This window comes from Taklimakanibacter albus, assembly GCF_016595235.1.
Classification (GTDB): Bacteria; Pseudomonadota; Alphaproteobacteria; order Rhizobiales; family Aestuariivirgaceae; genus Taklimakanibacter; species Taklimakanibacter albus.
On sequence record NZ_JAENHL010000008.1, the window covers coordinates 2,405,434 to 2,423,669 of the forward strand.

An 18,236-nucleotide genomic window follows, 5' to 3' on the forward strand; every position below is an offset into this window, starting at 1 on the left:
GGTGACGGCTGAGGTCATTTCGGCGCGCGTTTGGCGAGAATGCGCTGCAGGGTGCGGCGGTGCATGTTGAGCCGGCGCGCCGTTTCCGAGACATTGCGGTTGCACAATTCATAGACGCGCTGAATATGCTCCCAGCGCACCCGGTCGGCCGACATCGGGTTTTCAGGGAGCGCCGCGCGCGCGCCGCCGGAACCGGTGAGCGCGCTGTAGACGGCATCGGCATCGGCGGGCTTGGCGAGGTAATCGATGGCGCCGAGCTTCACCGCGGTGACGGCGGTGGCGATATTGCCATAGCCGGTCAGCACCACGGCGCGGGCATCGGGCCTGGAGCGATGAAGCGCCTCGATCACATCGAGGCCATTGCCGTCGCCAAGCCGGAGATCGACCACCGCATAGCCGGGCGGCTCCTTGCGGACCTGCTCGATGCCTTCCGCCACCGTCTCGGCCATGCGGACGACAAAGCCGCGCGTTTCCATGGCGCGGGCAAGCCTGGTCAAAAAGGGCTTGTCGTCATCCACCAGAAGCAGCGTCAGATCCTGCGGCAAGTTCGGTTCGGTCATCAAGATTCGGTCCTTTCGGGCCCCTTATAGGGGGGAACTTGTCCCACCTCAAACTATAGGAACATTAGGGTTTACGCAGGGCCACATCTATCCTCATTCGCGGCCAGGAAATACGCACGCTGGCGCCATGGTCGGGATAGGTCCGGTTGGCCAGCGCCACCTGGGCGCCGGAGCGCTCGAGCAGCGTCTTGGCGATGAAAAAGCCGAGGCCCATGCCCTCATGGCGCCCGGCCGCGTCGCCGGAATCGCCCGGACCGTAGCCTTTGCGCGAGGTGACGAAGGGATCACCCAGCCGGTCGATGATGTCCTGCGAGAAGCCCGGACCGTCATCGCGCACCGTGATGGTGATGTCGTTCGCCGACCAGCGCGCCTCGACATCGACACGGGTGGTGGCGAAGTCGGCGGCATTCTCGATCAGATTGCCGAGGCCGTAAGTGATGGCGGGATTGCGCTCGAAGACCGGCTCACCCTCGCGCTTCGGCTTGCCGTCATCGGCGGCATGGGCGTCGACCGCGATGATGACGTCGGAGCCGCGCAACGGCGCCACGATATCCTCAAGCATCACCGGTAATTTGGCCTGCGCCAATATGGCGTCGGCCGGCGTGTCGCGATTGGCGAGGCGGGACAGGATCTCGCGGCAGCGCGCCGCCTGGCTGATGAGAAGGTCGATGTCTTCGCCGGTATGACCGCCTTGCGGCAGTTCGCGCTTCAATTCCTTGGCGACGAGCGCGATGGTGGCGAGCGGCGTGCCGAGCTCATGCGCGGCCGCGGCGGCGAGACCGTCGAGCGCCGAGAGCCGCTGCTCGCGCGCCAGCACCAGCTCGGTGGCGGAGAGCGCCGCCGACATCTGGCGTGCTTCCTCGGCGATGCGGCGCGCATAGATGGCCGAGAAGACGACGCCGCTCACCAAAGCCGTCCACATGCCGACGATATAGATGGTCGGCAGCTCGAGCGGCGCCTCGGCGAACCAGGGCAGCGGCAGATGATCATAAGCGAGGAAGCTCGCGCAGACGAAAGCCAGCGCGCCCAAGAACAAAGTCCATTTGATCGGCAGCGAGGTCGCTGAGACGGTGACCGGCACCAGGAACAGGAAGGCGAAGGGATTCTGGAGCCCGCCGGTCAGATAGAGCAGCAGCGCCAGCTGCAGGATGTCATAGCCGAGCAGCAACGCGGCATTGCGGTCGGTGACGAGGTTGCCGCGCCAGCGCAAGGTGAGGAAGATGTTGAGCCAGGCCGACAATGCGATGGCCGCCAGACACCAGCCGACCGGCAGGTCGAAGCCGAGAAGCCAATGCACGAGCATCACCGCCGCCGTCTGGCCGGCGACGGCGAGCCAGCGCAGGCGCACCAGCGTCTTGAGGCGCAGACCCTGCTCGCCAAGGCCGAGGCCCGGCAGGAAGCTTCGTTCGTCAGGGGTGTCGAGAGGAAGATCGGTCGGCATGGCCCGCTTGTAGCAGAGTGACGGAAGGCGCGCATCCCGGCGACGCGGGATGGCGGGACTTCAAGTTCCTGGAGCAAATCCTTATCGCCAAAGTCTTCAACTTTGGCGGGATTTGCTCAGCGCCCGCGCAGGACGTGCTTTACGGCCGAAGCGAATTCGCGCAACGGCCGCGCCAGGCGTGGATCGGAGACATGCGAGCGCAGGAGGATGGCGCTCGACGGCAAAGGCGGCAGGCCGAGACGTTCTGTCACCTCGCGGGTGCCGGGCGGCGCCAGCGAGCGGCCGAGTGCCGCGACGCCGAATCCGGCTGAGGCCGCCGCCGCGACGGCCATGACGCCGCCGCCGGTGAAGCTCTCGACCCAGGGTACATGTTTTTTCTCCAGGGCCTTCACCGCCGCGGCGCGAATGCCGCAGGGCGCGGCCAGTGCCAGCAAGGGCAAAGGCTCCTCCGGCGTCCAGGTGAAGGACGGGGCGGCGAACCAGGCGAGCCCGTCCTCGAGCAGGCGTTCACCGTCTGCGGCCTTGGAACGCGCGCTTTCACCGCGCAGCAGGATGGCGTCGAAGCCGCCCGTCTCGAATTGAGCCAGAAGATCACGCGACAGGCCGATCCGGATCGCGAAGCGCAGCTGCGGCAGCATCTCCTTCAGGCGCGCGAAAAGCTCGGGCAGACGGTCGCCCATCACATGATCGCTGATGCCGAGCGTCAAAGCCGGCAGAGGCTGCCGGTCGAGCGCCGCAAGGGCGGCGTCATGGGCCAATAGGACAGAACGGCCATGGGCGACGAGTGCTGCGCCGTCAGGCGTGAACTGGACAAGGCGCGGGCTGCGCTCGACGAGCTTGCGGCCGAGCTTCTCCTCGAGCCGCTTGAGCCTGAGGCTCACCGCCGACTGGGTCGTGCCCAGGGCTTCCGCCGCACGGGTGAAATTGCCGAGATCGGAAAGATGCAGAAGCGCCCTCAGATCGTCGATGTCGAGCGTCGCCATGATTTTCCATTACAAAAGCTAATTATAGATATCCGTCTTCATGAGCTTTTGCAATGACGATGAAGTCCTTAGATTTCGCATGACACGACGACCATTCACCAGGAGAACTTCCATGCCGCTCATCCGTATCGCCTACAGCTCGCCCCATAAGCACACCATCAGCAAGGCTGAAATCGCCGCCGCCGCCAACCGGCTTTCGGCCGACATCCTGCAAAAGGATTCCAAGATCACCGCGGTGACGGTCGAGTCTCTCGACGCCGACAGCTGGTTCATCGGCGACAAATCCGTGGCCGAGCACGGCCTCGCCACCTTCTGGCTCGATATCAAGATCGTCGAGAGCACCAATACCAAGGACGAAAAGGCGCGCTTCATCGCCGAGGTCTTCGCCACCATGGCCAAGCTCTTAGGCCCGCTGCACGAGGAATCTTACGTGCATGTGCATGACGTCAACGGCTATGCCTATGGCTATGGCGGTGTCACGCAGGAAGAGCGCTATATCGCGAAGAAGCTGAAGTGAGGTGTGTGACCGGTAATTAGTGCCGAAAATGCCGCATGCCGGTGAAGACCATGGCCAAGCCCAATTCGTCGGCCGCCTTGATCACCTCGGCATCGCGCATCGAACCACCGGGCTGGATCACCGCAGTGACGCCGGCTTCCGCCGCGGTCACAAGCCCGTCGGCGAAGGGGAAGAAGGCGTCTGACGCCACCACCGCGCCCTTGGCGAGAGGTTCGGCAAGTCCCAGTGCCTTGGCGGCCTCAGCACTTTTCGCCGCCGCGATACGGGTCGAATCGACACGCGACATCTGCCCGGCGCCGATGCCCACGGTGGCGCCCGCTTTGGCATAGACGATGGCGTTCGACTTCACATGCTTCGCCACCGTGAACGCGAATTGCAGATCGGTGAGCTCCGCGGCGGTCGGCGCCCGCTTGGTCACCGTCTTGAGATCGCTCACCGCCACATGACCCGCATCGCGCGACTGCAAGAGAAAACCGCCCGCCACGGTCTTGAACGACAGGCCGGGGCGCGCCGGATCCGGCAGGCCTCTGGTGACAAGAAGGCGCAGATTCTTCTTGTCGGCGATGATGGCGCGGGCCTCGTCACTGGCCCCCGGTGCGATGATGACTTCGGTGAAGATCTTGACGATCTCCTCGGCCGCTTGCGCATCGATCGGACGGTTGAAGGCGATGATGCCGCCGAAAGCGCTCACCGGATCGCAGGCGAGCGCCTTGCGATAGGCCTCGGCGAGTGAAGCACCTTGCGCCACGCCACACGGATTGGCGTGTTTGACGATGACGCAGGCGGCATCCCTCCCGGCGAATTCCGCCACGCATTCGAAAGCGGCGTCGGTGTCGTTGATGTTGTTGTAGGAGAGTTCCTTGCCCTGGAGCTGCTCGGCGGTCGCCACACCTTCGCGGATTTCAGCACTTCTGTAGAAGGCGGCCGACTGATGCGGGTTCTCGCCATACCGCAGCTTCTGGATGAGCCTGCCGCCGAGCGCCGCATAATCCGGCGCGTCGTCCTTCAGCTCGCGGGCGAAATATTGCGAGATGGCGGCATCGTAGGAGGCGGTGCGGGCGAAGGCTTTCGCCGCGAAACGCCGGCGCGCCGCTTCGCTGACGGCGCCCTGATGGGCATCGAGCTCGGCGAGCACGCTCGCATAGTCCGACGGATCGACGATGACGGCGAGGCTGCCATGATTCTTGGCGGCGGCGCGGATCATTGCCGGTCCGCCGATATCGATATTTTCGATCGCCTTGTCCCAGGCCGCTCCTTTCGCGGTCACCGCCTCGAACGGATAAAGATTGACCACCAGAAGCTCGAAGGGTTCGATCGCCTGGACGTCCAGCGCCTTCACATGCTCGCTGTTGCCGCGATCGGCGAGGAGCCCGCCATGGATCTTGGGATGCAAGGTCTTGACCCGCCCGTCCATGATCTCGGGGAAACCCGTCACCGACGATACATCCGTCACCGCGAGGCCTTCGGCCTTCAGCGCCTTGGCGGTGCCGCCGGTCGAGACGAGGGCGATGCCGCGCTGGCTGAGCGCCTTGGCGAAATCGATGAGCCCCGTCTTGTCGGAAACGGAGAGCAAAGCGCGGCGGACAGGTGGGGACATCGAAGGAGCCTTTGGCTTGCGATGGAATATGGCGGATGATCGCCGGTGATCTAGCACAAGCGCCGCCGGAATCCATTATCGGATCGGCCAAATCTGTGGATGGCTCTATCTCGAGAAACGCTTGCGGAACCAGTCGCGCAGCATGGCCTTTTCATGAGGGAAGCGCCCGCTCGCGCTCCTCGCCGACAGGTCCCACAGATAGTTCATGTCGGTGACCGTCTCCTCGCCACGCGCGACGATCTTCTTGCCTTGCCGCAAGGTGTAGCGCAGGCGGAAGCTCGGCGGCGTCACGTCGCGCAGCACGCGGACATCATAGAGCCCATTCCAGGGCTCGTAACGGCCGGCGAGATCGGCGTTGAGCACGTCGATCCGGAGCGTCTGTCCCTTCTTGAGATAGATCGCGCCAAGCCGGTCGAAATATTTGCGAAACTCGGCGATGACGCCGTCGCGCTTGAACGCGCGGCGGAAATCCTCATCGCGGAATTTCTCGGGATGCACAAAATTTACGCTGACGCCGGCAAAAGCGTTCACCGACAACAGCACGAGCAAGGACAGAAGTACTGATAGGAGCTTGGCAGAACGCATGGCGGACCCCTTCCACGCCTCGCCGTTCTCGGGGTCACCTGATGCGCATCAGAGCGCAACAACGCGGAGGCAGAAAAAGTTTATCGCGTTTCGCCGGCGACGCGCAAGCGGACGCCCGTCACTTCGCCGGTGTCGATGTTTCCTTGGAGTCATTTTCTGCCGCGACCTTCTTGAAGTGATCCATCGCGGCATAATGGGCGGCGTCGTCATATTGCCGGCTGCTGTGAAAAACCACGACCATCAGACCGACACCCAGCGCGAAGGAGGCGATGACACCGAAGATCAAGGCCCCCACGCCGCTTCCGGAAAGACCGGTGAATCCACCCAGGACATAGGTCGCCAGCAAAGTCAGCGCCGACAGGACCAGGGTTCCGATGACGGTCGTCGAGGTGATCGACTGCCGCGTGAAGAGGTCCCGGCTCGGCTCAGAAACCGGTTCATGATTGAGTGCCATGGAAAGCTCCTTTGTCAGCACTGCGTTTCCATACAATATTGTGTCTTTTCGCCTGCAACCAATGAGAATCTGCCCAATTGCATGGATCACTTCCATACAATATCAGATCCATCTCTCAGGGATTCTCTGATAAATCAAATAGTTCAAGCACCTTGACGAGATTCTGATTCCAGACAATATGCCAGTATCCGTATTGAGGAATTAGGATTGCATGGACTGGACCCCTACACTCTCCGAATGGTCGGGACCGATCTATCTGCGCCTGGTGGAGGCGCTCGGCGCCGACATTGCCCATGGACGGCTGGCGCGCGGCCAGCAGCTGCCGACCCAGCGCGCCCTGTCGCAAGCGCTCGACATCGATCTGACGACGGTCACGCGGGCCTATGGCGAGGCGCGCCGGCGCGGCCTCATCGAAGCGCGCGTCGGCCAGGGCACTTTCGTTTCGGAGACGACGGCGCGCAGCGCCCAGAACATTCCCTTCCCGGTGAAGATCGATCTGTCGATGAATGTGCCGCCGCAGCCGGTCGAGGCCAATCTCGATATGCGCATCGCCAAAGGTTTCGCCTCGATCCAGAGCACGGCGAGTTTTTCGGCGTTCCTCAATTATCAACGCCCCGGCGGCAGCGACGAGGAACGCGAGGTCGCGGCGAGCTGGCTCCGCGCCCGCCTGCCCGAGGCGAGAACCGAGCGCGTCATCATCTATCCCGGCAATCAGGCGATCCTGTTCAATGCGCTCCTGTCGCTCACCTCGCCCGGCGATGTGGTGCTGACCGAGGCGCTCACCTATCCCGGCATCAAGGCGGCCGCCGCGAAACTGGGCGTCCGTCTCATCGGCGTCGAGATGGACAAGGAAGGTGTGCTTCCCGATGCGCTGGCTGGCGCCTGCCGCCGGCATCGGCCCAAAGCCGTCTATCTCACCCCGACCCAGCATAATCCGACGACCGCCACACTCGGGCCTGAGCGCCGCAGGGCCGTGGCCAGGATCATCGACGAGAACGCAACCTTCCTGATCGAGGACGATGCCTATGGGCCCCTCGAGCCCATCGTGACGCCGATCGCGCGGCTGATCCCGGAGCGGACCTACCTCGCCGCCGGCCTGTCGAAATGCATCGCGCCGGCGCTGCGCGTGTCGTTCCTGCTCGCCCCCAACGCTGCAGCGGAACAGGCGATGCGCAGCACGCTTCAGGCGACGAGCCAGATGCCGCCGCGCCTGATGGTGGCGCTCGTCATACACTGGCTGAAGACCGGCACCGCCGAGCAGATCATCCAGGCCATCCGCAATGAAGCCTCGGGCCGCCAGCAGCTCGCCAGCAGAATATTGAAGGGCGTGTCGTTTGCGAGCCGGCCCAATGCGCATCATCTGTGGCTGTCGCTGCCCCGCCATTGGAATGCGTCGGGCTTCGCGTCGCATATTCTGCGCGCCGGGCTTGCCGTCGTCGAGAGCGACGCCTTCGCACTGGATCAGCCCGCCCCTCAGGCGGTGCGCGTCTCGCTGGGCGCGGCACGCAACCGTGCCGAGCTCGCCCAGGCGTTGCAGCTTCTTGCCGCCGCCGTGGATTCGCCGATTTCCGTCGATCAGATTGTATAGCAGTATGATTTGGCGCGATTCCTTATCGCCAAAGTCGAGCAACTTTGGCGGGAAGCGCTAAAACGGCAGTTCCGGCTCAGCGTTCGGCGCCACTTCACGCCGGTCACGCTTGGCCACACGCCGGAAGGCCCAGTTCACCCGGTCATGCCGGCCGATGACGCCCTTGAGCACGATCTGCTGGGTGCGGCGCGGTTGCGGCAGTCCCGCCAGATAGACGCTGTCGGTCAGCTCGACGACGCAGCCCTTGGCGGCGAAGCGCCAGGCGGCGCGATTGGCGAGCATCAGCATCACCGTGCCGCCATCCTTCGACAGGGTCGCCTTGACGGAGGGATGAAGGTGGAAGCGCAGCGTATAGGGAAGACCGGTATAGGCCGGGTCGCTGGCACCATCGCGGATGAAGCGGTCTTCGCCGCGGAAGTCATCGCCGCTGGCGCCAAGATAGAGATCGCGCTCATGCAGGAGATTGCCGTCGAGCACATCGCCGCCATGGAAGATGGTGCCGTGCTCGCTCGTCTCGCTGACACCGCGCCTTTCGCTCTCCTTCTGACGCAAGGCGCCGGTCCAGCGGGCGAGCGCGCTTTGCGCGCGATCGGCGGCACCCGCATCGAGGCTCAGCGTATTGTGAGCAGCGGGGCCTGAGGCGGCATAGATCCAGCGCTTCGAGCCATCGGCCGGATAGCCGCAATTGACGACGATACGCGCCGGCCCGTCGGAGAATTCGAAAGCGAGCGGGCCCGAGCAGGCGGCATCGGCGCCGAAATCGGTGATCACCAGCGCCTGGCCATGCGACATGCGGCTGAAGCCCGAATAAGCGGCGAGCGACACCGGCCGGCCGAGCGTGGTGTCCTGGCCGAAGACGGCGCGCATCTGGCGCACCGCCGGATCGGCGACACCCTGGATGACGGCAAGCCCGTCATCGCCATGACAGAAGAAACGCAGCATCGGCAGCATGCGCTCGATGCCGGCGCTGAAGCGCTGCGGCAAGGGCTCGCGCGCGGCGATGATGGCCGAGCGCAACGGCACGAGATCGAGCAGGAGATTGAGCAGGGTCGCCGGATTGCGCGAGACATGGCCGCCATCGGGCAGGATCTGCTCGGCGATGGCGAGCTCGAGGCGTTCATAGGCCTGGGCGCGGAAGGCCAGTGTCGACTCGAAAGCGGTGACCGCATAAGCGAGCGCCAAAGCCTGCTCGATGCGGCCGGGCTCATGCGCCATCTGCGCCGTTTCGCGCGCGATGAGGCGCAGGAACTTGTCCTCGAATGCGGAGCCCGCCCCTTTCAGCAGGAAGGGCGCATGGCGCACCAGCGCCATCAGCCGCACCGCGGCGACATCCGAGCGGCGCGCTTCCTGCGGCAGGCCGCGCTGATGCGTGAGCCAGTCGAGGACCAAGGTGCGCGCATAGGCACGATGCATGGCCGAGCCCGCGGCTTCCAGATGCGCGAGCCAGGTGAAGCCATGCAGCTCGATGAGGAAGGCCGGCTCGAGAACCAGCTTCTGGAAGATGCTGTCGGTGCCGCCCGATATCGAATGGCCGGCCAGGACGAAACGGTTGCGATAGATCTGGCGGCCGAGCTCAGGGTTGCCGAGGATCAGCGGTATGATCGGGCGGGCGAGCCTGGACGGGCGCCAGCGGCGCAACAGGCTCCGGCCAAAATCCTGAGCTTTTTCAAAAGGCTGAAGCGTCGCACCCAGGCCGGCGCGAAGGGCGCCGAACAACTCGAAACGGGACTCAAGGGCGCGCAACATGGCGTGGTTTCGACGGGCTCGATTTTGGGATGAATGGGGCTCGAGCCCTATTGGAGAGGGGTAAGGTTAAGGATTGGCTAATGCCGCCCTACTGACGCCTGAGACGGGCGGCGTAGAATCCATCAAGCCCTTGATCTAGACCGATATTCATGGATGGGAGGGTGCGAAGATCGCCACCTTCGGTGATGAACTGGGCCGCACCGCCGACCTCGTCCGGGGACAATGTCTGGCGGGCGAAATCGGCATGGCCCGCGAGGAAGCTTTCGACCTGCTGCTCGCCCTCCTCGGGCTCGAGCGAGCAGGTGCAATAGACGAGGCTGCCGCCCGGCTTCACGAAACGCGCCGCGTAGGCCAGAAGCCGCGCCTGGAGGTCGGTGAGCTCGGCGATCTGGATCTCGGATTTGATGTAAGGCAGCTCCGGATGACGGCGGATGGTGCCGGTGGCCGAGCAAGGTGCATCGAGCAGCACCGCATCGAAGAGCGGACCCAGCGGGAAGTCCAGGGCATTGGTCACGCAGAGCTCGGCCTTGAGCTGCAGACGGTCGAGATTCTCCTGCACCCGGCCCATGCGTGCCACCGACTGGTCGATCGCCGTAACGCAGCCGCCGGCAGCGGCGAGTTGCGCCGTCTTGCCGCCTGGCGCGGCACAGATGTCGAGCACCGTCTTGCCCGTGACGTCGCCCAGAAGCTTCACCGGCAAGGCGGCGGCGGCATCCTGCACCCACCATGCGCCCTCATCGAAGCCGGCAAGCGCTTCGATCACGCCCTGCCGTTCGGCGACACGCACCGAGCCCGTCGGCAGCGCGATACCGCCAAGCCTCAGCGCCCAGCCTTCCACATCGGTCTTGGGCGTGATGTCGAGCGGCGCCATCTTCAGATGCGCGCGCGCAATGTCATGCGCGGTCTTCTTGCCGTAGGTTTTCACCCAGCGCCGCCAGAGCCATTGCGGCACGTCGAGATGCGGCTTGTCGAGGGCTTCGACGCCGACGAGCTTGCGCAGCACCGCATTGATCAGCGCCGAGAAGTGCCGCGACTCACGGTCCTCGCGCGCCAAAGTGACGGCGAGATCGATGACGGCATGCGGTGGCCCACCCAGATAGAGAAGCTGAGCGGCGCTGAGCAGCAGGATCAAGGACGTCTTGCCGGATTTGCGCGGCAGCCTTTTGCTCATGAAACGGTCGAGCACCGCCTCGCATTCGCCCTTGCGGCGCAACGAGGTCTGCACCAGTGCGGTCACGAAGGCGCGGTCGCGCGGCTCGAAATCATTCGTATGGGCGCGCATCAGCGCGTCGTCGAAGGGCCGCGCCTCACCGAGAATGTCGGCCAGTATCGCCAGCGCGGCACGGCGCGCCGGCAGTCCCGCCTTGCCGCCTTGCGTTTTGAGAGCGCCTAACCCCATGGGCCTTTTTGGCGCGGTTCAGTGCCGGACCAGGGGCCTTGGCTGTTGCGGGAAGAAGACGTGGTGGCCGCCTGGCCGAATTCCTGCGCGATCCGTTGCAGGGCCGCGATGCGGTTCTCGGTGGCGGGATGGGTCGAGAACAGATTGTCCATGCGCGCGCCCGACAGCGGGTTGATGATGAACATATGCGCGGTGGCGGGATTGGCCTCGGCGGTGTCGTTCTCGATGCGATGTGCCGCGCCCGATATGCGGTTGAGCGCCGAAGCGAGCGCCATCGGCTTGCCGCAGATCTCGGCGCCGGCGCGGTCGGCGGAATATTCTCGGGTGCGGCTGATCGCCATCTGCACCAGCATGGCGGCGAGCGGCGCCAGGATGATCATGGCGATCGTGGCGATCGGACCCAGCCCCGAATTACGGTCGCGGCCGCCGAAGAAGAAAGCGAAATTGCCGAGCATCGAGATGGCGCCGGCAATGGTGGCGGTGATGGTCATGATGAGCGTATCGCGATTGCGGATATGCGCCAGCTCATGCGCCATCACACCTTCGATCTCATCATAATTCAGCGACGACAGTAAACCGGTCGTTGCCGCAACCGCGGCATTTTCAGGATTGCGGCCGGTGGCGAAGGCATTGGGCTGCGGATTGTCCATGATGTAGATTTTGGGCATCGGCAGGCCGGCATTCTGCGACAGACGCGCGATCATGTCGTAGAAATCAGGCGAGGTGGCGCGATCGACCTGGCGCGCGCCATGCATGCGCAGCACCATCTTGTCGGAATTCCAATAGGAGAAGGCATTCATGCCGAGCGAAAAGATGAGCGCCACGACGACGCCGGTCGGGCCGCCGATCGCATAACCGACGCCCAGGAACAAGGCGGTCAGCCCTGCCAGCAGGATCGCGGTACGCATCACATTCATCGACGTCGATCTCCTCGTGCCAAAACATGCCAAATCGCCCGCCTTGCACGCTCGGCAACCGGGCTCTTAGAGCAAATCCCGCCAGAGTTGAAGACTTTGGCGACAAGGATTTGCGCCAAGCTATTGATTTGGCGCGAATCCTTCTCGGCAAAGTGAATTCCACTCCGCCTTGTTGCGCGCTATATGATGGTTATGGCCGACGCCCAGGACAAGACCGAAAAGACGATTTCCGAGCCAGCGAAACGCGCCCTTGCCGAGGCGGAAGCGCGGCGCAAGGCGGCGTCATCCCCGCAGCTGCCCAAGGAAGTCGACGGCCGCACGGGCCCCGAACCCACCCGCTTCGGTGATTGGGAAGTGAAGGGCATCGCCAGCGATTTTTAGTAAAGGCGTTTTCTCAACTCCTCGTAGCGAGACGCGGCACGATACCCTTCGAGGCTCGCTTCGCTCGCACCTCAGGGTGAGGGAATATTTGAAGCAACTTTACTCAAATCCCAACGCTTGCCACACATCTTGCGCCGTGACCTCTTCAGCGCGCAGATCGGCGAGTGATTTGCTGCCGAGGCTCTTCGACAATTTGCGGCCCTCAGCATCGTCGATCAGCGCATGATGGAGATAACGCGGCGTCGGAAGCCCAAGCAGGTGCTGCAGCACCAGATGGATCGACGTGGCGTGAAAGAGATCGCGGCCGCGCACCACCTGCGTGACGCCCTGGCGCGCATCGTCGACCACCACGGCGATGTGATAGCTGGTGCCGATATCCTTGCGCGCGAGCACCACATCGCCCCAGGCTTCGGCCTGTGCCGGCACGCTTGAGCCTTCCTCGGAAAAGTACAAGGGCACGCCGATAGACGCCACCGCTTTGTCCATGGCGAGGCGCCAGGCATGCGGCTCGCCATTCGCCAAACGACGCGAACGGTCTTCAGCGGAGAGATGCCGACAGGTGCCGGGATAAAGCGGTTGGCCTTCGGGATCACGCTCACCTGTCTCAGCGGTCGCCAGCGCAATGTCGCGGCGCGAGCAGAAGCAAGGATAGAGCAGACCCTTGTCGCGCAGGCGCCGTTGCGCGGCTTGATAATCGGGGAGATGTTCGCTCTGGCGCAGCACCGGCTCCTCCCAGGCGAGGCCGAGCCAGGCGAGATCGGCGAGCATGGCTTCGGTCAGAGCGTCGGTGCAACGCGGCCGGTCGATATCCTCGATGCGCAAAAGGAAGCGGCCGCCGGCTTCGCGGGCCATCTTCTCATTGAGCAATGCCGAATAGGCATGGCCCAGATGCAGGCGGCCATTGGGACTGGGGGCGAATCGGAAAACGGGAGGGCTCATGACTTTTCCAGGCGGTGAGATGGCCTATAACATGCGGCATGTTCAAGACTATCGAAACGGAAGCCGACATCGCCGAAGGGGTGGAGTGGCTCATTGCCCGCGAGCCGCGCTTTCGCCTGGTCATCGACACGCATGGCCACCCGCCGCTGCGGCGCGCCGAAGGCGGGTTGCCGGGCCTCCTGCGCATCATCACCGAGCAGATGATCTCGCTCCAGGCGGCGGATGCGATCTGGCAGCGCGTGGCGCGGGAGCTGGCGCCGCTCGACCCGCCGGCGATCCTCCGGCGCCGGCATGCCACCTTGATGAAGCTCGGGCTCTCCGGCGCCAAAAGCCGCACCTTCCACGCCTTGGCACGGGCGGCGCATAAGGGCGAGTTCCAGGTCGAATCCCTGCATCAGGAAGCCGATGACGCGGTGATCGCCGCTCTGGTGGCGCTGCCCGGCATCGGGCCCTGGACGGCCGATATCTATGTGCTCTCCTGCATGGGACGGGCCGATGCCTGGCCGACCGGCGATCTGGCCCTCCAGGCCGCCGCCGCCCATCTTCTGGGCCTCGAAAAGCGCCCCGATGCCCGGACGATGACCGGCCTGGCCGAGGCCTGGCGGCCCTGGCGGGCGGTGGCGGCGCGCCTCCTCTGGTCGCATTACCGGAGCCTCAAAGGTCTGCCACAGGCAGTGTCATAAAAGCCCCTTCACAGGCCTGACATACAAGATGTAGAATATCGGGCTATGGAACAGGAGGAAGGTGCCGGAGCTCACCATCCAACCATATCTCCAGAAGCCTGCCCTGCATTGGTGCTCAATGCGGATTACCGGCCTCTGAGCTATTATCCGCTTTCGCTATGGAGCTGGCAGGACGCCATAAAAGCGGTCTTTCTGGATCGCGTGAACATCGTGTCCGAATATGACCGTGTGGTGCGCAGCCCCGCTTTCGAGATGCGGATTCCGTCGGTCGTGTCGCTCAAGACCTATGTGAAGCCGGCGCGCCACCCTGCCTTCACCCGGTTCAACCTGTTCCTGCGCGACCGCTTCACCTGTCAATATTGCGGCGACCGGAGAGACCTCACCTTCGATCACGTCATCCCACGGTCCAAAGGCGGGCAGACGACGTGGGACAATGTGGTGACGGCATGCTCACCCTGTAATCTGCTCAAGGGCGGCCAGATGCCCAACGAGGCCCGCATGTGGCCCGATCACAAGCCGATCCAGCCGAGCATCAGTCAGCTCCACACCAATGGCCGGATGTTCCCGCCCAACTTCCTGCATGACAGCTGGCAGGACTATCTCTACTGGGATACCGAGCTGGAGCCTTAGCAAGTTTCTATTTTGCGCATCGGAGCGTGCGAAAACCGCTTCGCGCTTTTCGGTCCGACGCTCTAAACTTTCCGGGACGCGCCCTTCAGCGCGACCACGGCCAGTAAAGCACAGATCACTGCGTTCCAACCGGCGAGCGAGAGCCCGAGAATACGGATCGCTGCTTCATCGCACCGCACCACCGGCTCATTGGTGAGCGTCGGCAGGCCGTCACCCAAAGCGCCGCCGCAGGTCGACGGACCCGGCCAGAACTTCCATTCCGCGCCTGAGTGATAGATGCCGAAGACGCTGTTGGCGATGAAGATGAGCGCCAGCAGGAAGAGGCCCCAGCGCGCGATGCCGGCATTGCTGCGCGCGATGCCGGCGATGATCAGGCTCAAGGGAATGGCGGCATAATAGGCCCAGCGCTGCATGTAGCAGAGCGGGCAGGGCTCATAGCCCATCCACTGGAAAATGAAGGCGCCGATGATAGTCAGCAGGCTGACGATGAAGATGAACATCAGAGCCGTGCGTTGGTTAAGCATGGTCAGCAAGCGGCCATAGCGCCGCCCCCCAGATATTTGGCGATGAAATAAAGCGCAATGAGTATGGCGGCGGCAAGGCCGGCGATGAGCCCCAGCCGCTTCTCGATGAAGTGACGGATCGGCTCGCCATAACGGCGCATGGCCCAGGCCAGCGCCATGAAGCGGGCGCCGCGCGCGATGATGCAGGAGATCACGAAGAAGGCGAAGGAGACCTGGACGACGCCCGCCAGGATGGTCACCACCTTGATCGGCGGCAGATGGGCGAGACCCGATGTCACCAGGAGCAGCATGATCGTGTCTTCGCCGGTGCATTGGCGAAGCTGCTCGAATTCGTCGAACTTGCCGTAGAATTCGAGCACCGGCCGCGCCAGCGCGTCATAAGCGAAGAGGCCGAGGAAATAGCCGGCGATGCCGCCCAGCGTCGAGAAGATGGTGGCGACGATGGCGTAGCGATAGGCGCGGTCCGGCCGCGCCAGCGCCATGGGCAGATAGAGCACGTCGGCCGGAATCAGAAAGACCGAGCTTTCGATGAAGGCGATGACGGCGAGCCAGATCTCCGCGGTCTTGCGGGCGGCGAGCGACAGAGTCCAGTCGTAAAGCGTGCGAAGCATGGATGAGGTGTCTAGCTGGCGGAGTGGAGGGCGTCGAGAGGTTGGTTCAGCGCGGGTCGTAGGCGTAAGTTTCAAGCAATTTCCGGGCCGCATCGGCATCGAAGTCGGCCGGACGCACGAAAATCGAGAGATCGTGAACGCGCACGATCTCCCGCCCGATCAGGGCGGCGTCGTGATAATGCGGCCGTGAGGCATAATCATGGAAGCCGACCAAGGCACCGGCGCCGGCATGGAGCATCACCTGGATGAAGCAGGCGACGCGGAAACGGCCGTCGACCAGATAGAAGTCGCCCTGCGACACCGCCGGATCGTCCCACATGCCGGCGTGATAATCGGGCCAGCGGCCGCGCGTCGCCTCACCCTTGGGAAAGCCCCAATTTTCCGTCTCGCCGATATCGACGAAAGTGAGCTTAGGCGAGAGCCGTGTCGCGCGGGCGCGGCAGTCCTCCGCCACGCGGTCGAGCCAGGCCGTGGACGAATCGAACGTGGTCACGCTCTCGCCGGCGAGCGCCGCCGCGAGCACCGTGCTGGCGCCCGAGCCGAATTCGACATAGCGGCGGGCGCAGCGCACGAAGCCGGAAAACAGGCTCCATTCGTCGGGCGTCATCGTTACATGCACAGGCGGTCTCCGGAGAAAATCAATCGAATGCCGGGCGGACGCGGCGCAACGACTTGACCTTCGAGTTGCGCGTCTTGGCGTCGAGCCGGCGCTGTTTCGAGGCCTTGGTGGGTTTGGTCGCGATGCGCTTTTTGGGTCTGACCGCGGCGCGGCGCAGCAGCGTCACCAGCCGGTCGCGCGCCTCGGCGCGGTTGCGCTCCTGCGAGCGATGGGTGTCGGAGGCGATGACCAGGATGCCGTCGAGGGTCAGCTGGCGCCCGGCCATGATCCCCAGGCGCTGCACCATGTCGGGCGGCAAAGCGGCGCGGGCGACGTCGAAGCGCAATTCGACCGCGGTCGCGACCTTGTTGACATTCTGTCCCCCTGGGCCCGAGGCACGGATGAAGCGCTCGCTGAGCGAGTCGTCCGGAATGGATATGGTGCCGGTGATGCGGATCATGCCGGCAATCTAGCGCGCATCCCGGCGAAGTGGAATCACTTCGCCGAAAAGGATTCGCGCCAGATCAATATACTGGAGCAAATCCTTATCGCCAAAGTCTTCAACTTTGGCGGGATTTGCTCTAGTGCCGGAGGTTCCGAGGGAACCTCCGGCGTTCATTCAGCAATTACGCGGTGACGGCGCGATGGCTGAGGCCGACATATTGCAGCAGGCCGAAGAGACCGACGGCCGCCGCCTGGAAGAGCACGAAGGCCACGCCCAGCGCATTGGGGGCGATCCAGCCCATCAGCACGATGATCGAGCCCAGCGTCCACAGCGCGTTGCAGGCGATGATGAACCAGACCGGCTTCACCGGGATGACGCCGCGGGTGCCGGTCCACAGGACGAAGAGGACATAAGGGACGAGCAGGAGTCCGGCCTCGAAGAGAAGTCCTCCCGATATGGAAAGCAATCCGGAAAGAAACCCGGCGCCGGCGATCATCAAGGCGCCGGTGGCGCCCGAGGCGACAGCGTCGGCGATGAGGGCGTAGCGGAGGAATTCAGGATGGCGGGTAAGCATGACGAGCTCCTTTTGTTGATGGTCCAAGGATGGGGAAGGAGCGGAGGCAAGTCGATTACCTCGGAGGTCATGGAGATGACGCCAGGGGTCAGCTATCCTGGCTGGCATGAACGACATGCCCAAAACCTTCGGCGATCACTTGCGCGACTGGCGGCGCCGGCGCCGCGTCAGCCAGCTCGACCTCGCGTCCGACGCCGAGATTTCCACCCGTCATCTGAGCTTCATCGAGACCGGCCGCTCGGTGCCGTCGCGCGGCATGGTGCTGAAGCTGGCGGAGGTGATCGACCTGCCGCTGCGCGAGCGCAATCAGCTGCTGCTGGCGGCGGGTTATGCGCCGGCCTACCCCGAGCGCAAGCTCGATGACCCCTCGCTCACCGCGGCGCGCGACGCCATCGGCCTGATCCTCAAAGGCCATGAGCCCTTTCCGGCCCTCGCCGTCGACCGCCATTGGACGCTCATCGCCGCCAACGACATGGTGGGGAAGCTGATGGCGGGTGCGGCGGCGCATCTGGCGGCCGGCCCGATCAATGTGCTGCGGCTCAGCCTGCATCCCGAGGGCCTCGCCCCCCAGATCGAAAATTTGAGCGAATGGCGGGCGCATCTGCTCGACCGGCTGCGCCGGCAGATCGACGTCACCGGCGATGCGACGCTGACCGCTCTCCTCGAAGAGCTCAAGGCCTATCCGGCACCGGCGAGCCAGAAGCCGCATCCCGATTATGGCGGGGTGGTGGTGCCGTTCCGGCTCAAGACCCCGGGTGGCGTCCTGTCCTTCTTCTCGACCACCACGGTGTTCGGCACTCCGGTCGACGTGACCCTGTCGGAGCTGGCGCTGGAAGCCTTTTTCCCGGCCGATCCGGAAACCGCCCAGATGCTCCGCCAGCTTTCAGGTTGACGGAAGGCCCGGCCTGCCTTTACACCCTGCCCCTGGTTTGGCCTCTGTGGCGGAATGGTAGACGCGGCAGACTCAAAATCTGGCCCGACTACTCTCATAAAGTTATCTATTTACTATATGAGCGCAATTAGAGGAACTACCATCGATGTTCTCGCAAAAACCATATCCTACC

The 18,236-nt window shown here is 64.0% G+C and carries 21 protein-coding genes; 6 read left to right on the forward strand and 15 right to left on the reverse strand.

Annotated features, from left to right (window positions below; all coding sequences use genetic code 11):
- Nucleotides 1-14: 14 nt before the first annotated feature.
- From JHL16_RS34435 to JHL16_RS34445, 3 genes are all read right to left on the reverse strand, one after another.
- Nucleotides 15-560 (reverse strand): ActR/PrrA/RegA family redox response regulator transcription factor, encoded by a 546-nt coding sequence (locus JHL16_RS34435; RefSeq protein WP_137856416.1) that lies wholly within the window; start codon nucleotides 558-560, stop codon nucleotides 15-17.
- 64 nt (nucleotides 561-624) lie between these two features.
- On the reverse strand, nucleotides 625-2,001 hold the full coding sequence (locus tag JHL16_RS34440) for an ActS/PrrB/RegB family redox-sensitive histidine kinase (RefSeq protein WP_200189474.1): 1,377 nt from the start codon (nucleotides 1,999-2,001) through the stop codon (nucleotides 625-627).
- A gap of 116 nt (nucleotides 2,002-2,117) precedes the next feature.
- Nucleotides 2,118-2,984, reverse strand: a complete 867-nt coding sequence (locus tag JHL16_RS34445) for a LysR family transcriptional regulator (protein WP_210346116.1) — start codon at nucleotides 2,982-2,984, stop codon at nucleotides 2,118-2,120.
- A gap of 112 nt (nucleotides 2,985-3,096) precedes the next feature.
- Here JHL16_RS34445 and JHL16_RS34450 point away from each other — a divergent pair, with 112 nt between their 5' ends.
- Nucleotides 3,097-3,501, forward strand: a complete 405-nt coding sequence (locus JHL16_RS34450) for a tautomerase family protein (protein ID WP_200189476.1) — start codon at nucleotides 3,097-3,099, stop codon at nucleotides 3,499-3,501.
- Between the two features lie 16 nt (nucleotides 3,502-3,517).
- Here the strand turns inward: JHL16_RS34450 and purH are convergent, their stop codons facing one another.
- The 3 genes from purH to JHL16_RS34465 form a co-directional block, all read right to left on the reverse strand.
- Nucleotides 3,518-5,098, reverse strand: coding sequence for a bifunctional phosphoribosylaminoimidazolecarboxamide formyltransferase/IMP cyclohydrolase (gene purH, locus JHL16_RS34455; RefSeq protein ID WP_200189478.1), 1,581 nt, complete (start codon nucleotides 5,096-5,098; stop codon nucleotides 3,518-3,520).
- Nucleotides 5,099-5,203: 105 nt separating this feature from the next.
- Nucleotides 5,204-5,683: a DUF3016 domain-containing protein gene (locus tag JHL16_RS34460; protein ID WP_200189480.1), complete on the reverse strand. Its 480-nt coding sequence runs from the start codon at nucleotides 5,681-5,683 to the stop codon at nucleotides 5,204-5,206.
- A 118-nt stretch (nucleotides 5,684-5,801) separates the two neighbouring features.
- A complete protein-coding gene (locus tag JHL16_RS34465; RefSeq protein ID WP_200189482.1) occupies nucleotides 5,802-6,137 on the reverse strand; it encodes a hypothetical protein in 336 nt (111 codons plus the stop codon).
- A 211-nt stretch (nucleotides 6,138-6,348) separates the two neighbouring features.
- Between JHL16_RS34465 and JHL16_RS34470 the strand changes: the two genes are divergently transcribed.
- A complete protein-coding gene (locus JHL16_RS34470) occupies nucleotides 6,349-7,725 on the forward strand; it encodes an aminotransferase-like domain-containing protein (RefSeq protein WP_200189484.1) in 1,377 nt (458 codons plus the stop codon).
- Between the two features lie 57 nt (nucleotides 7,726-7,782).
- Here JHL16_RS34470 and JHL16_RS34475 read toward each other — a convergent pair whose 3' ends face one another.
- The 3 genes from JHL16_RS34475 to htpX all read right to left on the reverse strand — a co-directional run bounded on the left by JHL16_RS34475 (nucleotide 7,783) and on the right by htpX (nucleotide 11,787).
- Entirely contained in the window at nucleotides 7,783-9,471 is a 1,689-nt protein-coding gene (locus JHL16_RS34475) for a heparinase II/III family protein (protein ID WP_200189486.1), read from the reverse strand.
- An 88-nt stretch (nucleotides 9,472-9,559) separates the two neighbouring features.
- Nucleotides 9,560-10,870: an RsmB/NOP family class I SAM-dependent RNA methyltransferase gene (locus JHL16_RS34480; protein ID WP_200189488.1), complete on the reverse strand. Its 1,311-nt coding sequence runs from the start codon at nucleotides 10,868-10,870 to the stop codon at nucleotides 9,560-9,562.
- Complete coding sequence (gene htpX, locus JHL16_RS34485; protein WP_200189490.1) at nucleotides 10,861-11,787, reverse strand: zinc metalloprotease HtpX; 927 nt, start codon at nucleotides 11,785-11,787, stop codon at nucleotides 10,861-10,863. Before htpX ends, JHL16_RS34480 begins: the two co-directional genes overlap by 10 nt.
- 192 nt (nucleotides 11,788-11,979) lie before the next feature.
- Between htpX and JHL16_RS34490 the strand changes: the two genes are divergently transcribed.
- Nucleotides 11,980-12,168, forward strand: coding sequence for a DUF1674 domain-containing protein (locus tag JHL16_RS34490; protein WP_348647323.1), 189 nt, complete (start codon nucleotides 11,980-11,982; stop codon nucleotides 12,166-12,168).
- 99 nt (nucleotides 12,169-12,267) lie between these two features.
- On the opposite strand, the gene gluQRS is transcribed toward JHL16_RS34490, so the two are convergent.
- Nucleotides 12,268-13,107, reverse strand: a complete 840-nt coding sequence (gene gluQRS, locus JHL16_RS34495; RefSeq protein WP_200189494.1) for a tRNA glutamyl-Q(34) synthetase GluQRS — start codon at nucleotides 13,105-13,107, stop codon at nucleotides 12,268-12,270.
- Nucleotides 13,108-13,145: 38 nt separating this feature from the next.
- On the opposite strand from gluQRS, the gene JHL16_RS34500 reads away from it, so the two are divergent.
- Together JHL16_RS34500 and JHL16_RS34505 are read left to right on the forward strand one after the other, a co-directional pair.
- Complete coding sequence (locus JHL16_RS34500) at nucleotides 13,146-13,790, forward strand: DNA-3-methyladenine glycosylase family protein (RefSeq protein WP_200189496.1); 645 nt, start codon at nucleotides 13,146-13,148, stop codon at nucleotides 13,788-13,790.
- Between the two features lie 45 nt (nucleotides 13,791-13,835).
- Nucleotides 13,836-14,420: an HNH endonuclease gene (locus tag JHL16_RS34505; RefSeq protein WP_137856430.1), complete on the forward strand. Its 585-nt coding sequence runs from the start codon at nucleotides 13,836-13,838 to the stop codon at nucleotides 14,418-14,420.
- A 62-nt stretch (nucleotides 14,421-14,482) separates the two neighbouring features.
- Here the strand turns inward: JHL16_RS34505 and JHL16_RS34510 are convergent, their stop codons facing one another.
- The 5 genes from JHL16_RS34510 to JHL16_RS34530 all read right to left on the reverse strand — a co-directional run bounded on the left by JHL16_RS34510 (nucleotide 14,483) and on the right by JHL16_RS34530 (nucleotide 17,172).
- Nucleotides 14,483-14,944 (reverse strand): disulfide bond formation protein B, encoded by a 462-nt coding sequence (locus JHL16_RS34510; protein WP_200189497.1) that lies wholly within the window; start codon nucleotides 14,942-14,944, stop codon nucleotides 14,483-14,485.
- Nucleotides 14,945-14,946: 2 nt separating this feature from the next.
- Nucleotides 14,947-15,555, reverse strand: a complete 609-nt coding sequence (locus JHL16_RS34515; protein ID WP_200189499.1) for a YqaA family protein — start codon at nucleotides 15,553-15,555, stop codon at nucleotides 14,947-14,949.
- 46 nt (nucleotides 15,556-15,601) lie between these two features.
- Nucleotides 15,602-16,174, reverse strand: coding sequence for a hypothetical protein (locus JHL16_RS34520; RefSeq protein WP_200189501.1), 573 nt, complete (start codon nucleotides 16,172-16,174; stop codon nucleotides 15,602-15,604).
- A 19-nt stretch (nucleotides 16,175-16,193) separates the two neighbouring features.
- The gene (gene arfB / locus JHL16_RS34525; RefSeq protein WP_200189503.1) at nucleotides 16,194-16,613 is read right to left on the reverse strand and encodes an alternative ribosome rescue aminoacyl-tRNA hydrolase ArfB; all 420 of its coding nucleotides are present in this window, start codon (nucleotides 16,611-16,613) and stop codon (nucleotides 16,194-16,196) included.
- A gap of 166 nt (nucleotides 16,614-16,779) precedes the next feature.
- Nucleotides 16,780-17,172 carry a hypothetical protein gene (locus tag JHL16_RS34530; RefSeq protein WP_200189505.1) on the reverse strand — a complete coding sequence of 131 codons (393 nt, stop codon included), beginning with the start codon at nucleotides 17,170-17,172 and terminating at the stop codon, nucleotides 16,780-16,782.
- 106 nt (nucleotides 17,173-17,278) lie between these two features.
- Here JHL16_RS34530 and JHL16_RS34535 point away from each other — a divergent pair, with 106 nt between their 5' ends.
- Entirely contained in the window at nucleotides 17,279-18,064 is a 786-nt protein-coding gene (locus tag JHL16_RS34535; RefSeq protein WP_200189506.1) for a helix-turn-helix domain-containing protein, read from the forward strand.
- Nucleotides 18,065-18,236 lie beyond the last annotated feature (172 nt).

What these genes read in the sequence shown, in the direction of transcription:
- JHL16_RS34515 (WP_200189499.1), bottom strand. Translation starts at nt 15,555, where the DNA reads ATGCTTCGCACGCTTTACGACTGGACTCTGTCGCTCGCCGCCCGCAAG.
- JHL16_RS34475 (WP_200189486.1), bottom strand. Translation starts at nt 9,471, where the DNA reads ATGTTGCGCGCCCTTGAGTCCCGTTTCGAGTTGTTCGGCGCCCTTCGC.
- htpX (WP_200189490.1), bottom strand. Translation starts at nt 11,787, where the DNA reads ATGAATGTGATGCGTACCGCGATCCTGCTGGCAGGGCTGACCGCCTTG.
- JHL16_RS34445 (WP_210346116.1), bottom strand. Translation starts at nt 2,984, where the DNA reads ATGGCGACGCTCGACATCGACGATCTGAGGGCGCTTCTGCATCTTTCC.
- JHL16_RS34480 (WP_200189488.1), bottom strand. Translation starts at nt 10,870, where the DNA reads ATGGGGTTAGGCGCTCTCAAAACGCAAGGCGGCAAGGCGGGACTGCCG.
- JHL16_RS34460 (WP_200189480.1), bottom strand. Translation starts at nt 5,683, where the DNA reads ATGCGTTCTGCCAAGCTCCTATCAGTACTTCTGTCCTTGCTCGTGCTG.
- JHL16_RS34470 (WP_200189484.1), top strand. Translation starts at nt 6,349, where the DNA reads ATGGACTGGACCCCTACACTCTCCGAATGGTCGGGACCGATCTATCTG.
- JHL16_RS34435 (WP_137856416.1), bottom strand. Translation starts at nt 560, where the DNA reads ATGACCGAACCGAACTTGCCGCAGGATCTGACGCTGCTTCTGGTGGAT.
- JHL16_RS34450 (WP_200189476.1), top strand. Translation starts at nt 3,097, where the DNA reads ATGCCGCTCATCCGTATCGCCTACAGCTCGCCCCATAAGCACACCATC.
- JHL16_RS34510 (WP_200189497.1), bottom strand. Translation starts at nt 14,944, where the DNA reads ATGCTTAACCAACGCACGGCTCTGATGTTCATCTTCATCGTCAGCCTG.
- purH (WP_200189478.1), bottom strand. Translation starts at nt 5,098, where the DNA reads ATGTCCCCACCTGTCCGCCGCGCTTTGCTCTCCGTTTCCGACAAGACG.
- JHL16_RS34465 (WP_200189482.1), bottom strand. Translation starts at nt 6,137, where the DNA reads ATGGCACTCAATCATGAACCGGTTTCTGAGCCGAGCCGGGACCTCTTC.
- JHL16_RS34490 (WP_348647323.1), top strand. Translation starts at nt 11,980, where the DNA reads ATGGCCGACGCCCAGGACAAGACCGAAAAGACGATTTCCGAGCCAGCG.
- arfB (WP_200189503.1), bottom strand. Translation starts at nt 16,613, where the DNA reads ATGATCCGCATCACCGGCACCATATCCATTCCGGACGACTCGCTCAGC.
- JHL16_RS34500 (WP_200189496.1), top strand. Translation starts at nt 13,146, where the DNA reads ATGTTCAAGACTATCGAAACGGAAGCCGACATCGCCGAAGGGGTGGAG.
- JHL16_RS34440 (WP_200189474.1), bottom strand. Translation starts at nt 2,001, where the DNA reads ATGCCGACCGATCTTCCTCTCGACACCCCTGACGAACGAAGCTTCCTG.
- gluQRS (WP_200189494.1), bottom strand. Translation starts at nt 13,107, where the DNA reads ATGAGCCCTCCCGTTTTCCGATTCGCCCCCAGTCCCAATGGCCGCCTG.
- JHL16_RS34505 (WP_137856430.1), top strand. Translation starts at nt 13,836, where the DNA reads ATGGAACAGGAGGAAGGTGCCGGAGCTCACCATCCAACCATATCTCCA.
- JHL16_RS34530 (WP_200189505.1), bottom strand. Translation starts at nt 17,172, where the DNA reads ATGCTTACCCGCCATCCTGAATTCCTCCGCTACGCCCTCATCGCCGAC.
- JHL16_RS34535 (WP_200189506.1), top strand. Translation starts at nt 17,279, where the DNA reads ATGAACGACATGCCCAAAACCTTCGGCGATCACTTGCGCGACTGGCGG.